This window comes from Kitasatospora sp. NPDC098663, assembly GCF_044760075.1.
In the GTDB taxonomy this organism is placed as follows: Bacteria; Actinomycetota; Actinomycetes; order Streptomycetales; family Streptomycetaceae; genus Kitasatospora.
The window spans coordinates 44,977-59,011 of sequence record NZ_JBIWAP010000030.1; the positions used below are offsets into that span (position 1 = coordinate 44,977).

Annotated in this window: 11 protein-coding genes; 6 read left to right on the top strand and 5 right to left on the bottom strand. The window is 74.1% G+C overall.

Annotation, left to right across the window (positions count from 1 at the left end):
- Positions 1-59 precede the first annotated feature (59 nt).
- Positions 60-1,691: an AMP-binding protein gene (locus ACIQVZ_RS28500; protein ID WP_402453735.1), complete on the top strand. Its 1,632-nt coding sequence runs from the start codon at positions 60-62 to the stop codon at positions 1,689-1,691.
- A 130-nt stretch (positions 1,692-1,821) separates the two neighbouring features.
- Here the strand turns inward: ACIQVZ_RS28500 and ACIQVZ_RS28505 are convergent, their stop codons facing one another.
- Positions 1,822-2,223 (bottom strand): YccF domain-containing protein, encoded by a 402-nt coding sequence (locus ACIQVZ_RS28505; RefSeq protein ID WP_350883241.1) that lies wholly within the window; start codon positions 2,221-2,223, stop codon positions 1,822-1,824.
- Between the two features lie 221 nt (positions 2,224-2,444).
- On the opposite strand from ACIQVZ_RS28505, the gene ACIQVZ_RS28510 reads away from it, so the two are divergent.
- The 3 genes from ACIQVZ_RS28510 (at position 2,445) to ACIQVZ_RS28520 (ending at position 6,801) form a co-directional block, all read left to right on the top strand.
- Positions 2,445-2,855 carry a DUF6153 family protein gene (locus ACIQVZ_RS28510; RefSeq protein ID WP_402453737.1) on the top strand — a complete coding sequence of 137 codons (411 nt, stop codon included), beginning with the start codon at positions 2,445-2,447 and terminating at the stop codon, positions 2,853-2,855.
- Between the two features lie 98 nt (positions 2,856-2,953).
- A complete protein-coding gene (locus tag ACIQVZ_RS28515) occupies positions 2,954-4,549 on the top strand; it encodes a multicopper oxidase family protein (RefSeq protein WP_402453740.1) in 1,596 nt (531 codons plus the stop codon).
- A 248-nt stretch (positions 4,550-4,797) separates the two neighbouring features.
- A complete protein-coding gene (locus tag ACIQVZ_RS28520) occupies positions 4,798-6,801 on the top strand; it encodes an amino acid transporter (RefSeq protein WP_350883235.1) in 2,004 nt (667 codons plus the stop codon).
- Between the two features lie 75 nt (positions 6,802-6,876).
- On the opposite strand, the gene ACIQVZ_RS28525 is transcribed toward ACIQVZ_RS28520, so the two are convergent.
- The gene (locus ACIQVZ_RS28525; RefSeq protein ID WP_402453742.1) at positions 6,877-7,548 is read right to left on the bottom strand and encodes a transglycosylase family protein; all 672 of its coding nucleotides are present in this window, start codon (positions 7,546-7,548) and stop codon (positions 6,877-6,879) included.
- A 243-nt stretch (positions 7,549-7,791) separates the two neighbouring features.
- On the opposite strand from ACIQVZ_RS28525, the gene ACIQVZ_RS28530 reads away from it, so the two are divergent.
- Positions 7,792-8,643 carry an S-methyl-5'-thioadenosine phosphorylase gene (locus ACIQVZ_RS28530; RefSeq protein ID WP_402453744.1) on the top strand — a complete coding sequence of 284 codons (852 nt, stop codon included), beginning with the start codon at positions 7,792-7,794 and terminating at the stop codon, positions 8,641-8,643.
- On the opposite strand, the gene ACIQVZ_RS28535 is transcribed toward ACIQVZ_RS28530, so the two are convergent.
- Together ACIQVZ_RS28535 and ACIQVZ_RS28540 are read right to left on the bottom strand one after the other, a co-directional pair.
- Complete coding sequence (locus ACIQVZ_RS28535) at positions 8,618-9,040, bottom strand: hypothetical protein (RefSeq protein ID WP_402453746.1); 423 nt, start codon at positions 9,038-9,040, stop codon at positions 8,618-8,620. The genes ACIQVZ_RS28530 and ACIQVZ_RS28535 overlap by 26 nt on opposite strands.
- Positions 9,040-10,143 carry a molybdopterin-dependent oxidoreductase gene (locus tag ACIQVZ_RS28540; RefSeq protein ID WP_402453749.1) on the bottom strand — a complete coding sequence of 368 codons (1,104 nt, stop codon included), beginning with the start codon at positions 10,141-10,143 and terminating at the stop codon, positions 9,040-9,042. The genes ACIQVZ_RS28535 and ACIQVZ_RS28540 overlap by 1 nt, the downstream gene beginning before the upstream one ends.
- Positions 10,144-10,256: 113 nt before the next feature.
- Between ACIQVZ_RS28540 and ACIQVZ_RS28545 the strand changes: the two genes are divergently transcribed.
- Positions 10,257-11,672 (top strand): glycosyltransferase 87 family protein, encoded by a 1,416-nt coding sequence (locus ACIQVZ_RS28545; RefSeq protein ID WP_402453751.1) that lies wholly within the window; start codon positions 10,257-10,259, stop codon positions 11,670-11,672.
- Here the strand turns inward: ACIQVZ_RS28545 and ACIQVZ_RS28550 are convergent.
- Positions 11,593-14,001 carry a HelD family protein gene (locus ACIQVZ_RS28550; RefSeq protein WP_402453753.1) on the bottom strand — a complete coding sequence of 803 codons (2,409 nt, stop codon included), beginning with the start codon at positions 13,999-14,001 and terminating at the stop codon, positions 11,593-11,595. The genes ACIQVZ_RS28545 and ACIQVZ_RS28550 overlap by 80 nt on opposite strands.
- Between the last annotated feature and the right edge of the window lie 34 nt (positions 14,002-14,035).

The window sequence follows — 14,035 nt, forward strand, 5'->3', positions numbered from 1 at the left end:
GGGGCGCGCGGTGGAGACCATGGGGTCCGACCCGCACGCGCCCACCCAGGAGCCAGAACGTGCCGACCACGCCGACCCCGCGCAGCTACGCCTCCGGCACCTCGGACGTGCCGCTGCTCGGCGACACCATCGGGGAGAACCTCGACCGCGCCGTGCGCGCCTTCCCCGAACGGGACGCCCTGATCGACCGGGCCACCGCCCGCCGCTGGACGTACGCCGAACTCGCCGCCGACGTCGACGCGTTGGCACTCGGTCTGCTCGACCTCGGCATCGCCAAGGGCGACCGGGTCGGCATCTGGGCGCCCAACTGCGCCGAGTGGACGCTCACCCAGTACGCCACCGCCAAGCTCGGCGCGATCCTGGTCACCATCAACCCCGCGTACCGCTCGCACGAATTGGCGTACGTGCTCGATCAGGCCGGGATCCGCCTGCTGGTCGCGGCCGAGCGCTTCAAGACCTCCGACTACGCCGGAATGATCGAGGAAGTGCGGCCCCGGTGCCCCGATTTGGAGCGCAGAGTGCTGATCGGCGGCCCCGACTGGGACGCCCTGCTCGCCGCCGGGCGCCGCGCCGACCCAGGCCTTCTCGCGCAGCGGCAGCGGGAGTTGGCGCCGGACGACCCGATCAACATCCAGTACACCTCCGGGACCACCGGCTCCCCCAAGGGCGCGACCCTGTCGCACCACAACATCCTCAACAACGGCTACTTCGTCGGTGAACTGCTCAACTACACCGAGCAGGACCGGATCTGCGTCCCGGTGCCGTTCTACCACTGCTTCGGCATGGTGATGGCGAACCTGGCGGCGATCTCCCACGGCGCCTGCACGGTGATCCCCGCGCCCTCCTTCGACCCGGGCGCCACCCTGGCCGCCGTCGCCGCCGAGCGCTGCACCTCGCTGTACGGGGTGCCCACCATGTTCATCGCCGAACTCGCCGACCCGGACTTCGCGCGCCACGACCTCACCAGCCTGCGCACCGGCATCATGGCGGGCTCCCCCTGCCCGGCCGAGGTGATGAAGGACGTCATCGGCCGGATGGGCATGGCCGAGGTCGCCATCTGCTACGGCATGACCGAGACCTCGCCCGTCTCCGTCCAGACCCGTGCCGACGACACGGTCGACCGCCGGGTCTCCACCGTCGGCCGGGTCGGCCCGCACCTGGAGGTCAAGGTCGTCGACCCGGCCACCGGCCGGACCGTCCCGCGCGGCGAGCCCGGTGAACTCTGCACCCGCGGCTACTCCGTCATGCTCGGCTACTGGGGCGAGCCCGAGCGCACCGCCGAGGCCATCGACGCCGCCCGCTGGATGCACACCGGCGATCTCGCCGTCATGGACCAGGACGGCTACCTCGCCATCACCGGCCGGATCAAGGACATGGTCATCCGCGGGGGCGAGAACCTGTACCCGCGCGAGATCGAGGAGTTCCTGTACACCCACCCCGACGTCCTCGACGTCCAGGTCGTCGGCGTGCCCGACGCCCGGTACGGCGAGGAGCTGATGGCGTGGGTCCGCATGCGCGCGGGCGCCGAGCCGCTCACCGCCGACACCGTCCGCACCTTCTGCGCCGGCCGGCTCGCCCACGTCAAGATCCCGCGGTACGTGCACGTGGTCGAGGAGTTCCCGATGACCGTCACCGGCAAGGTCCGCAAGGTCGAGATGCGCGCCGAGGCCGTGCGCCTGCTCGGCCTCTGAGCCGCCCCGCAACCGGTCGCCGGACCGCCGCCGCCCGGTCCGAGCCCGCCCGCACACGCCGAACGGCCCCGGGCCGGCGGTTCCTCCGCCGGCCCGGGGCCGTTCTCTCCTGCGGCTGCCTCTCCTGCGGTTACCGGGCGCCCCAGGCCTGGTCGGTGGGGACGACCTCGCGGCCGAGCGGCATGAGGGAGATCGGGATCATCTTGAGGTTCGCCCAGCCGAACGGGATGCCGATGATCGACAGGAACAGCGGGATGCTGGTCACCAGGTGCGCGATCGCCAGCCACCAGCCCGCGAAGATCAGCCAGATGACGTTTCCGACGCAGGACGCCGCCCCGGCACCCGGCTTCTCCACGGTCGTGCGTCCGAACGGCCACAGTATGAACCCGGCGATCCGGAACGACGCGATGCCGAACGGGATGGTCACGATCAGTACGCAGCAGATGATTCCGGCGACGGTATAGGCGATAGCCATCCAGATACCGCAGAAGATCAGCCAAATGACATTGAGGACGAACTCGATCACCTTCATGGCCGACACCTTCTCACGGCTGCTGCTCGGGGTTCCACGATCCAGCCATGCCCGTCGCCGGGCGCGTCTACGCCCTTAGGGGACGTTCCTCAGGGTTTGTTCCGGGGCCGGCGCGGGTGGAGGCGGAAGGGGGCCGGGTGACCTGCCCCGGGGCGGGTGGGGGGTGTGGCTCGGGATACCCTGTGGGGGTAACTGGTGGCGGGTCGGTCGGGAGGTGGACGATGGCGGAGCCGCGTCCGGCCGTCCCCCGGGCCCTGCGCCTGCTGCTGCTCGCGGCGCTCCTGCTCGGCATCGTGACGATGCACACGCTCGGCCATCCGGCCACCGGCGGGCACGGGGTGGAGCACGGGACGGACCACGGGACGGCACGGCACGCCGTGAGCGCCGGTCACCCGGCGGGCGCCGGGGAGACGGCGCACACCGCCGCGGCCGACGGCATGGATCCGATGACGGTGTGTCTGGCCGTGCTCGCCGGATGGACGTTGCTGCTCCTTGTCGCAGGCCCCCTGCTGCGGCACAGCGGTGACGCCGCCGCCGAGGTGAGGGCCCGGCTGCTGCGGGCCGTTCGCGCGTTGCCGCCGCCCGGAGGCGGCCGGATCCTCCTCGCCCGGTTGTCGGTGCTGCGTCAGTAGGCGTACGCCGGCCGCCCCGTGGCCGCGCTCCGGCGCGGGCGGGACGGCCGTCGCGACGTCCTGCTCACCCACACCCACCGCACGAGGTGCACTCCGTCATGCGCACACCCACCCGTCGTACCGTGCTCGGCGCGGCGCTCGCCGCCGCCGGCACCGGTCTGCTCGCCGCCTGTTCCGCCGATCCGATGAAGGGCATGGACCACGGGGGCGCCGCCCCCACCACCCCGGGCGGCTTCGTCGCCCCCGGCGGCCCCGAGGTCGCCGCCGCCGAGGCGCGGCGCGGGCCCGGGCCGGAGCGCAAGGTCGCGCTCACCGCCACCGAGACGACGCTCGACCTCGGCGGCCGCACCGTCCGCAGCTGGGCGTACGGTGACCGCCTGCCCGGCCAGGAGGTGCGCGCCACGGTCGGCGAGACGCTCGCCGTCAGTCTCGCCAACCACCTGCCGCAGCCCACCTCGTTGCACTGGCACGGCCTCGCGCTGCGCAACGACATGGACGGCGTGCCCGGGCTCACCCAGGACGCGGTGCGGGCGGGCGCCGGCTTCGAGTACCGCTTCGCGCTCGCCCACCCGGGGACGTACTGGTTCCACCCGCACTCCGGCGTCCAGCAGGACCGCGGCCTGTACGCGCCGCTGATCGTCGAGGACCCGAGGGAGCCGCTGCGCTACGACAAGGAGTGGGTCGTCGTCCTGGACGACTGGGTGGACGGGGTCGACGGCAGCACCCCGGACGCCGTGCTCGCCGAACTCGCCCGGGGCATGGGCGGGATGGACCACGCGGGGATGGACCACCCGGCGACGGGCGGCCACGACATGGCAGCCATGGGCGGCACCCCGAGTGCCGCACCGGACCCCGCCGCCACCGGCCCGTCCCGGATGCTGATGGGTGCCCGCAGCGCGCTGCTCGGCGGCGACGCGGGCGACGTCGGCTACCCGTTCCACCTGGCCAACGGCCGGCTCGCCACCGCGCCCGAGACCTTCACCGCCAAGCCCGGCGACCGGGTCCGGATCCGGCTGATCAACGCGGGCGGCGACACCGCCTACCGGGTCGCGCTGGGCGGCCACGAGCTGACCGTCACCCACACCGACGGCTTCCCGGTCGAGCAGGCCACCACCCAGGCGCTGCTGCTCGGCATGGGCGAGCGCTACGACGTGCTGGTGACCGTCCAGGACGGCGTGTTCCCGCTGACCGCGCTCGCCGAGGGCAAGAACGCCTCCGCACTCGCCCTGCTGCGCAGCGGCGGCGGCGCCGCGCCGGACGCCTCGGTGCGCCCGGCGGAGCTGGACGGCAGGCTGCTCGGCGCGGCCCGGCTCAAGGCCGACCCGAGCGTGCGACTGCCCGCCAGGGCGCCGGACCGGACGGTGCGGCTGGAGCTCACCGGCGGCATGGCGAAGGCCGACTGGGCGTTCAACGGCCGCCGGTACGACCCGGCGCAGCGCTACCCGGTGGCGGCGGGGGAGCGGGTGCGGCTGGAGTTCCGCAACACCACGAGCATGTGGCACCCCGTCCACCTGCACGGCCACACCTTCGCGCTGCCCGGTGACGGGCCCCGCAAGGACACCGCGGTCGTGCTGCCGGGCGCGACGCTCGCCGTCGACTTCGACGCCGACAACCCGGGCCTGTGGATGGTGCACTGCCACAACGTCTACCACGCGGAGACGGGCATGATGACCGTCCTCGGTTACCGGGCCTGACCTTCGCGGCACGCGGCGTCGGGGCGGGGGAACGGCCCTGCCCCGGCGCCGTCCTGCCGTCGCTCGGAGCCCCGTCGCGGGCGCACTGTCACCGGCCGCACCACCGGCCGCACCACCCGCCGCGACCTGCGGAGCAATGACGTTTTCTTAACGCGGGGCGATGACGCGTCCTTAACGCCGGTCGCATAGCCTGTCGCACTGCCGTCGCCCGACGGCGCTTTTACGGGGTCTTTAACAAGAGGTGCAAGGTGGTTTCGTCGGGTTCGACGGAGGCGGCGACGGCGGAGCCGTCGTCGGCGCGAATACGGTTGCGGGGCTGGCTGCTGGAGGGCGTGTCGGCGGACGGGCCGGCCACGGGGGAGGCCGGTCAGGACGGTTCGCAGGGCGGCGCGCAGGCGGGGGACTCCGGCGCGCACAAGGGCCAGCGCTGGTGGCGGGTGATGTGCCTGACCGGCCTGGACTACTTCTCCACGCTCGGCTACCAGCCGGGCATCGCCGCCCTGGCCGCGGGCGTGCTGTCGCCGATCGCGACGATCGTGCTGGTGGTCGTCACCCTGCTGGGCGCGCTGCCGGTCTACCGGCGGGTCGCGCAGGAGAGCCCGCGAGGTGAGGGCTCGATCGCGATGCTGGAGCGGCTGCTGTCGTTCTGGAAGGGCAAGCTGTTCGTCCTGGCGCTGCTCGGTTTCGCGGCGACGGACTTCCTCATCACGATCACCCTGTCGGCCGCCGACGCGAGCGCGCACCTGGTGGAGAACCCGCACCTGACCGGCGTCCTCGGCGGCAAGCAGGTGCTGATCACGCTGATCCTGGTCGCGCTGCTCGGCGCGGTGTTCCTGAAGGGCTTCAGCGAGGCGATCGGCCTGGCGGTGGCCCTGGTCGGGGTCTACCTGGCGCTGAACGTGGTCGTGGTGGCCGTCGGCATCTGGAAGATCATCGAGGCGCCGCACGTGGTCACGGACTGGACCACTGCGCTGACCGCCCAGCACGGCAACCCGGTGATCATGGTGGGCGTGGCGCTGGTGGTCTTCCCGAAGCTGGCGCTCGGCCTGTCCGGCTTCGAGACCGGCGTCGCCGTGATGCCGCACATCGAGGGGGACCCGGACGACACCGAGGAGAAGCCCACCGGCCGGATCCGCGGCACCCGCAAGCTGCTCACCACGGCCGCCGTGATCATGAGCTGCTTCCTGATCACCACCAGCTTCATCACCACCCTGCTGATCCCGGCCGACCAGTTCAAGCCCGGCGGCGACGCGAACGGCCGCGCCCTCGCCTACCTGGCCCACGAGTACCTGGGCGGCACCTTCGGCAGCGTCTACGACCTGTCCACCATCGCCATCCTCTGGTTCGCCGGCGCCTCCGCCATGGCGGGCATGCTCAACCTGCTGCCGCGCTACCTGCCCCGCTACGGCATGGCCCCGCACTGGGCGCGTGCGGTGCGGCCGATGGTGATCGTGCTGACCCTGATCGGCTTCCTGGTCACCTGGCTGTTCGACGCCAACGTGGACGCCCAGGGCGGCGCGTACGCGACCGGCGTGCTGGTGCTGATCAGTTCGGCGGCCATCGCCGTCACCATCGCCGCGCACAAGGCGAAGCAGCGGGGCTGGACCACCGCCTTCGCGATCATCGCGGCGATCTTCCTGTACACCACCGTGCTGAACTGCATGGAGCGGCCGGACGGTCTGAAGATCGGCGCCTGCTTCATCGCCGGCATCATCCTGGTCTCGCTGCTCTCCCGGCTGCGCCGCGCCTTCGAGCTGCGCGTCACCGATGTGGTGCTGGACGACGTGGCGGAACGTTTCGTCAGGGACTACGCGCACCGCCCGCTGCGGCTGATCGCCAACGAGCCGACCCACCGCGACGTCGCCGAGTACCGCGACAAGATCCGCCAGATCCGCGCCGACAACGACATCCCCGGTGAGGACGACCTGGTCTTCGTCGAGGTGACCGTCCGGGACGCCTCCGACTTCGAGACCGTGCTGACCGTGCGCGGCGAGGTGCTGCACGGCCGCTACCGGGTGCTGACGCTGGAGAGCTCCAGCATCCCGAACGCGATCGCCGCGTTGGCCCTCACCATCCGGGACCGCACCGGGCAGCAGCCGCACCTCTACTTCGAGTGGACCGAGGGCAACCCCTTCGCCCAGTTCCTGCGGTTCTTCCTGTTCGGCCAGGGCGAGGTGGCCCCGGTCACCCGCGAGGTGCTGCGCGAGGCCGAGCCCGACCGCAGCCGCCGCCCGCGCGTCCACGTCGGCTGACGCTCCGCCGCACCACGTCGTCGGCCCGCCCGGTCGCACAGGACCGGGCGGGCCGACGGCTTTCCGGGGGCCGGGTCAGGACGGCAGGCGCAGCACCGTGCCCGGCAGGATCAAGTCCGGGTCGTCGCCGATGGCGGCGCGGTTGAGCGCGTAGAGGGCGGGCCAGCCGCCGGGCACGCCCAGGGTCTCGGCGACGTCGCCCAGGGTGTCGCCCTCGCGGACCGTCCACCGGCCGTCGCCGGCCTCGACGCCGGCCCGGTCGCTGCTGCTGTCAGCGGAGGGCGCGGGCGAGGGTGAGGGCGCGGGCGCGGGCGCGGGCGCGGGTGGCGGCGGAGGCAGCGCGGTGCCGCGCTCGCGCTCGTGGCCGCGGGTGGCGCGGGCGCCGCAGGCGGGCCAGGGGGAGAGGCCGCGCCGCCCGGCGAGGTGCTGGGCCACCGCGATCTGCTCCTCGCGGCTGGCGAGGTCGGGGCGCGGGGCGTAGGCGAGGCCGCCGTTCTCGCGCCAGGTGGGGGTGTCGAACTGGAGGCCGCCGAAGTAGCCGTTGCCGGTGTTGACGTGCCAGTTGCCGCCGCTCTCGCAGGCGGCCACGCTCTCCCAGTCGTACCTCCCGCCGTCGTACCCCCCGCCGGGGTCGGTGCCCGGGCCGCGGCCCGGGGGAGCGGCCTGGGCCGCGGGAGCGGTGAGGGCCACGGCGAGCGCGCACAGGGCGGCGGGGACGAGGCGGCGAAGACGAACGGTGGGAGGCATCGGCGGCTCTCAGCTTCGGGAACAGGGCGCGCACCGCCCGGAGGCGGCGCACACCAACCGATGCACGCCGGGTGGGGCGCGCCGCCGCCGACACGTCCGGCAAGTCACCCGCTCGGCCGCCCCGGACCACCCTGCCGGCCCGCGGCCATCCGGCCCCGCCCGGCGTCCCGGAACCGTAAGGACCGGTGCCGCCGCGCGGACCCTAGAGTGGCCGGGACGCCTCCCCGAGGAAGGGTACGAACGATGACGATCGATCAGGGAACCGGTGCTCCGCGCGCCGAACTGGGCGTGATCGGCGGCTCAGGGCTCTACGCGCTGCTCGACGACGTGACCGAACTGCACGTCGACACGCCGTACGGGCCGCCCAGCGACGCGCTGTTCCTGGGCGAGGTGGCCGGCCGCCGGGTCGCCTTCCTCCCCCGGCACGGGCGCGGCCACGGCCTGCCGCCGCACCGGATCGACTACCGGGCCAACCTGTGGGCGCTGCACTCCCTGGGCGTGCGCCAGGTGCTCGGACCGTGCGCCGTCGGCGGGCTGCGCCCGGAGTACGGGCCCGGCACGCTCCTGGTGCCCGACCAGTTCGTCGACCGCACCTCCGGCCGGGTGCAGACCTACTACGACGGCCAGCCGCTGCCCGGCGGGGCGCGGCCCGAGGTGGTGCACGTCTCGATGGCCGACCCGTACTGCCCGGACGGGCGGCGCGCCGCCCTGGACGCCGCCCGGGGCGCGGCCTGGGAGCCGGTGGACGGCGGCACCCTGGTGGTGATCGAGGGCCCGCGCTTCTCCACCCGCGCCGAGTCCCGCTGGTTCACCGCGAACGGCTGGTCGGTGGTCGGCATGACCGGCCACCCGGAGGCCGTCCTCGCCCGCGAACTCGGCCTCTGCTACACCTCGTTGGCGCTGGTCACCGACCTCGACGCGGGCGTGGAGAGCGGCGAGGGCGTCACCCACGCCGAGGTGCTGGAGGTCTTCGCCGGAAACGTCGACCGGCTGCGCACGGTGCTGTTCAAGGCGCTGGAGAGCCTGCCCGCCGCCCGGGACTGCGTCTGCTCGCACGCCCTGGACGGGCTCACGACGGGTCTGCCGGGCGTCTGACCCGCGGGCGCCGCCGCCACCACCGGACGAGTGCGAACAGCAGCACCGGCCCGGCGGTGGCGGCCAGCACCAGCAGCCAGTTGCGCAGGTACGGCAGCGGCAGGACGGAGGAGTTGCCGTGGTTCTCGCCGTCCCGCAGCACCGCCGGCAGCCCGATCGCGCTCACCGCCGCCGCGACGACCAGCCAGCCGCGCAACGCCCAGTCGCGCGCCAGTCGCGCGCCGACCAGGCAGAGCAGCGGCACCCACAGCCCGTCGTGCAGCAGCACCCCGCCCACGGCCCAGACCAGCACGTCGAGCGGGGCGGTGATGTAGGAGTCGGTGAGCAGGCCCGACAGGCCGAAGCCGATCAGGGCGAGCCCGCCGAGCAGCAGTACCGTACGCAGCCACCGGGGCATCAGATCACCTCCAGGCGCGCGACCCACTTGGTCTGCAGCACCCCCGGCCGGTTGGGCGCGATGATCCGCGCCGGGAAGCCGTGGTCCGCCGTCAGCACCTCGCCGTTGATCCGCAGGGCGAGCAGGGTGAGCGGGTCGACGGCGTACTCGGCGGGCATCCGCATCTCGCGGTACGGGCCGTCCGCCTCCAGCGAGGTGATCAGCAGGCCCGAGCCGGCCGGGGCGCCCGCCCGGACCAGCAGATCGGCCACCCGCACCCCGGTCCAGCGCGCCGAGAAGCTCCACCCCTCCACGCAGGCGATCGGCAACTCCACCTCGTACTGCGGGAGTTGGCTCAGCTCGGCGAGGGAGAGCCGGTACGGCTGCGGGCCGTCCACCCGGAGCCGCCAGTCGGCCGGCACGGTGACCGTCCCGGCCTGCGCGGCGGTCCGGTTGACCGGCAGCCCCTGCGGGCCCAGATCGGGGCGGCGCGGGGCCAGCAGGACCAGCCGGCGCAGGAAGGGGACGGTCTGCCCGGCTGTGGTGAGCGTGACCACGCCCACCGCGGCCGTCACGGCGGCCAGGAACGCCCGCCGCTGCGGCAGCCCGGCCGCCGGGCGGCGCCAGTGCCGCGCGATCAGCGGGCCCTTGGCCGCGAGGTGGACGAGCAGGCCGCCGGTGGCCAGCCAGGCCAGCCAGAAGTGCGTCTGGCGGAACGGGAACGGCCACGGATACCACTGCAGGGTGTCGAACAGCCCGGTGAACAGCTCCAGCAGCATCGCCGCGACCAGCACGAAGATCCCCAGCCGCTCCAGCGCGTGCGCCACGCCGCGCACCGGCGGCCACGCGAACAGCTGCGGGTAGACCGTCCACAGCTTCGCCCCCAGCAACGGGACGGCCGCCAGGCCGCTGATCACGTGCAGCCCCTGAGTCACCCGGTAGCCGTTCACCGGGCGGCTCGACAGATACGGCGTCAGCCAGTCGGGCGGGTCCTGGAGGGCGTGGCTGATCAGCCCGGTCAGGAAGCACACCAGCAGCGCGGCGCCCAGCCAGCGGCCGAGCACCACGGCGGTGCGCGGCTCGTGCAGCGCCGAGCGGAATCGTGGAAGGAGGTTCGGAGTCACCCGTCCATGGAACCGCCGGGCCCCGGTTTCGCCGCGGCGCGACGTGCTTACGGAATCCGAACGGCGCCACGCCGCTGCGGCCGCACGCCGCCGCCCGGTGGCAGGGTGGGCGGGTGCCCAACCGCCCTCCGCGCATCCGCCCCCGGCTCACCCGCGTGCTGCCCTGCCTGCTCGCGCTGGCCGCCCTGACCGTCGCGCTCGCCCTCACCGTCACCGGCGGCGGCACGCTCGGCCACCGCGCACCGCTGTACGCCTGGTACGCCGTCGACGCCGCCCTGTACGCCCTCGCCCTGCTGGCGCTGCGGCAAGTGAGTGACCGTCAGATCGTGCCGCTGGTCCTGGCCGGGAGTATCGCCGTCGCCGCCGTCGGCCTGCTCGCCCCGCCGCGCACCAGCGACGACGCCTACCGCTACGTCTGGGACGGCCGCGTCCAGGCCGCCGGCACCTCCCCGTACGCGCACACCCCGGACGACCCGGCGCTCGCCCGGCTGCGCACCCCCGACCTGTGGCCGGCCGGCGGCGCCTGCGACGGCTGGGACGAGCGGCGCACCGCCGCCGGCGACTGCACCCGCATCAACCGGCCCGCCGTGCACACCATCTACCCGCCGGTCGCGGAGGCCTGGTTCCTCGCCCTGCACCCCTTCGGGGGAGGAGTGCGCGGGATGCAGGCCGCCGGCGCCCTGCTCGCGGTGGCGACCACGGGGGCGCTGCTCGTGATCGGGCGGGGCGGCCGGCGGGCCGCACTGTGGGGGTGGTGCCCCGGCGTGGCGGTGTGGTCGGTCAACGACGCGCACGTGGACACCCTCGGGGCGCTGCTGCTGGTCGTGGGCCTCGGCTACGCGGCCCGGGGGAAGGCGACGCGGGCCGGCGCGCTGCTCGGCGCGGCGGTGGCGGTCAAGCTGATCCCCGCACTGGCCCTGCCGGGCGCGCTGGCCCGTCGGCGCCCGCGCGAGAGCGCCCTGCTGCTGGGCGCCTCGCTCGGCGTGTTCGCCCTGGCCTACCTGCCCTACCTCGCCGCCTCCGGCACCGGCGTGCTCGGCTACCTGCCCGGCTACCTGAAGGAGGAGGGGTACGAGCAGGGGCACCTCGACCGCTTCGGCCTGCTCGCCCTCCTCCTGCCGGACGCCCTGCTGCCGTGGGCCGCCGTGGCGGTCCTGGCCGCCGTCGCCCTGTGGGTGCTCCGGCGCGGCGACCCCGCCCGCCCCTGGGACGGCGCCCTGTTCGTCACCGGCACGGCCCTGCTCCTCGCCGCGCCCGCCTACCCCTGGTATGGCCTGCTGGTGGTGGCCCTGGTCGGCCTCACCGGCCGCTGGGAGTGGCTCGCCGTCCCGGCCGCCGGGCAGTACCTCTACCTGGCGGGCGGAGCCGCGGCCCAACAGGCCGCCTACGGCGCCGCGTTGGCGTGCGTCGTGGTCGGCGTCCTGGTGCGCGGGAGAACGGCCGCCGCCCTCAGCGGGGCTCCAGCCCCTGGAGCATCTCCGGCAGGTCCCGGCTGTGCAGCACCCCGAGGGACTTCGTCGCCCGGGTGAGGGCGACGTAGAGGTCGTTCACGCCGTGGGCGTGCGCCGCGAGGATCTCGGTGGGCTCCACGACCAGGACGGCGTCGAACTCAAGCCCCTTGGACCGGGCGGCCGTCAGCAGGACGGCCGGTGAATCCAGCGACGCCGGGCCGTCGTTGACGCAGACGCCTGCCAACCCGGCGATCCCGTCGAGCAGTTCGGCCGGGGCGTCCGGGGCGTGGATGACCGCCAGCCGGCCGCCGTCCAGCGCCGCGAGTTCCCGCTCGACGGCGCCGCGCAGCGCCGCCGCCCGGCCGTCCGCGGGGATCCGCAGGCTCCACGGGCGGGGTCCGCCGCTGCGCACCGCGGTGGGGGCGGCGAGCGAGGGGTCGAGCGCCCGCAGGACGCCTTCGGTGACCTGCATGATCTCGGCCGGGGTGCGGTAGTTGATGGTGAGTTCCACCGTGCGCCAGCGCCCCGCCGTGTAGGTGTCGAGGGCCTGGCCCCAGGAGCTCAGCCCGGCCGGCGCGCCGGTCTGCGCCAGGTCGCCGACGATCGTCATGGAACGGCCGGGGCAGCGGCGGGCCAGCATCCGCCAGGCCATCGGGGACAGCTCCTGGGCCTCGTCCACGATCACGTGCCCGTAGCCCCAGGTCCGGTCCTCGGCCGCGCGCTCGGCCAGCGGCCGGAGCGACTCCTCGCCGCGGTACTGGCGGGCCAGCATCTTCGCGTCCATCTCGACCAGCCCCACGCCGAAGTCGTCGAGGACGATCTTGGCGAACTCCAGCTCAGCCGCCTCGGCGGCGGCCTCGGCCCGGCGGGCGACGACGGCGCCCGGCAGCGGGCCGAGCAGTTCGGCGACCTCGTCGAGCAGCGGTACGTCGTCGGTGGTCCAGACGGTCCGGGCGGTCGCGGTGGGCACGGCCTCCTCGGCCTCCTCGGCCTCCTCGGCGGCGGACTCCCGGTCCGGGTCCGGCAGTTCGCGCAGGAGTGCGGCGCGTTCGGCCGCGGTGAAGTCCGGCATGGCGCTGGCCAGCAGCTCCGGGGAGCCGAACAGGCTCGTGAGCACCTGCTCCGGGTTCAGCAGCGGCCACAGCTTCTGGGCCACGGCCTGGAACTCGGGTTCGTGGACGAGCGCGTCGGCGAGGTCCGCCACGGCGTCCAGGTCCATGTCCTTCTCCTGGTCCCGGGCGATCCGCAGGGCCAGCTCCGAGGAGAGCCGCTCCACCAGATCGGCCCGGGCCGCGTTGTGCGGCCTGCCGCTCCGGTGCGCGGCGGCGTGGGCCCGCTCGCAGAGCGCCCGGTCGATCCGGAGCTGCTCGTTGTAGGGCGAGGTCCTGCCCACGGTGATGGTCCACGACTCCTCCGGCAGCTGCCGCAGGCCCTCCAGCGCGGCGGCGAGGACCTGTGCCATCCGGGCGTCGCCCTTGACGGCGGCCGCCTCGGGCGTCTCGGTGCCGGTCCCGGTCACCCCCGGGTAGAGCGTGCCGACGCTGCTCAGCACGACCTCGCTCTCGCCGAGCGCGGGAAGCACCTCGTCGATGTAGCGCAGGAACGTGGTGTTCGGCCCGATGACCAGCACACCGTGCTTGGCCAGCCGGTCGCGGTGGGTGTAGAGCAGGTACGCGGCGCGGTGCAGGGCGACGACGGTCTTGCCGGTGCCCGGGCCGCCCTGGACGACCAGGACGCCGCCGAGCGCGTCGCGGATGACGCGGTCCTGCTCGGCCTGGATGGTGGAGACGATGTCGCCCATCCGCCCCGTCCGGGCCGCTGTCAGCGAGGCGAGCAGGGCGCCCTCCCCGCTGAGCTCGGCGTTGCTGCGGCCCGCGTGGGCGCCCACGCCGAAGGCGTCGTCGTCGAAGTCCACGACGGTCCGGCCCTTGGTCCGCAGGTGCCGTCGCGCCACCACACCGCCCGGTGCGGCGGGCGTCGCCCGGTAGAACGGCTCCGCGGCCGCCGCCCGCCAGTCGGTGAGCAGCGGCTCGTGGTCGTCGTCCGACAGGGCGATCCGGCCGATGTACTGCCGCTCGCCGTCGGCGTCGTCGATCCGGCCGAAGCACAGCCCGTACTCGGCGGCGTGCAGCGCGGCCAGCCGGCGGGTGTGGTGGATCTCCATGGTGTCGCGCTCCAGGAGGGCCTGGATCGTCCCGCCCTTGTCCTGGAGGTGGACCTCGCGCAGCCGGGCGGCCGCGAGCGCGCGCTGGGCTTCGAGCCGCTCGTACAGCCTGCCGACGTACGCGTTCTCCGCCCGCAGTTCGCCGGACCGCCAGTCGTCGGCGGGTGAATTCGGTTCGGGCGAGGAGGATTCGGGCGAGGAGGATTCGGATGAGGAGGATGAGGAGGACGAGATGGGGGACAAACCTGGCTCCAGGTGTTCTGAGCTTTTCGATTCC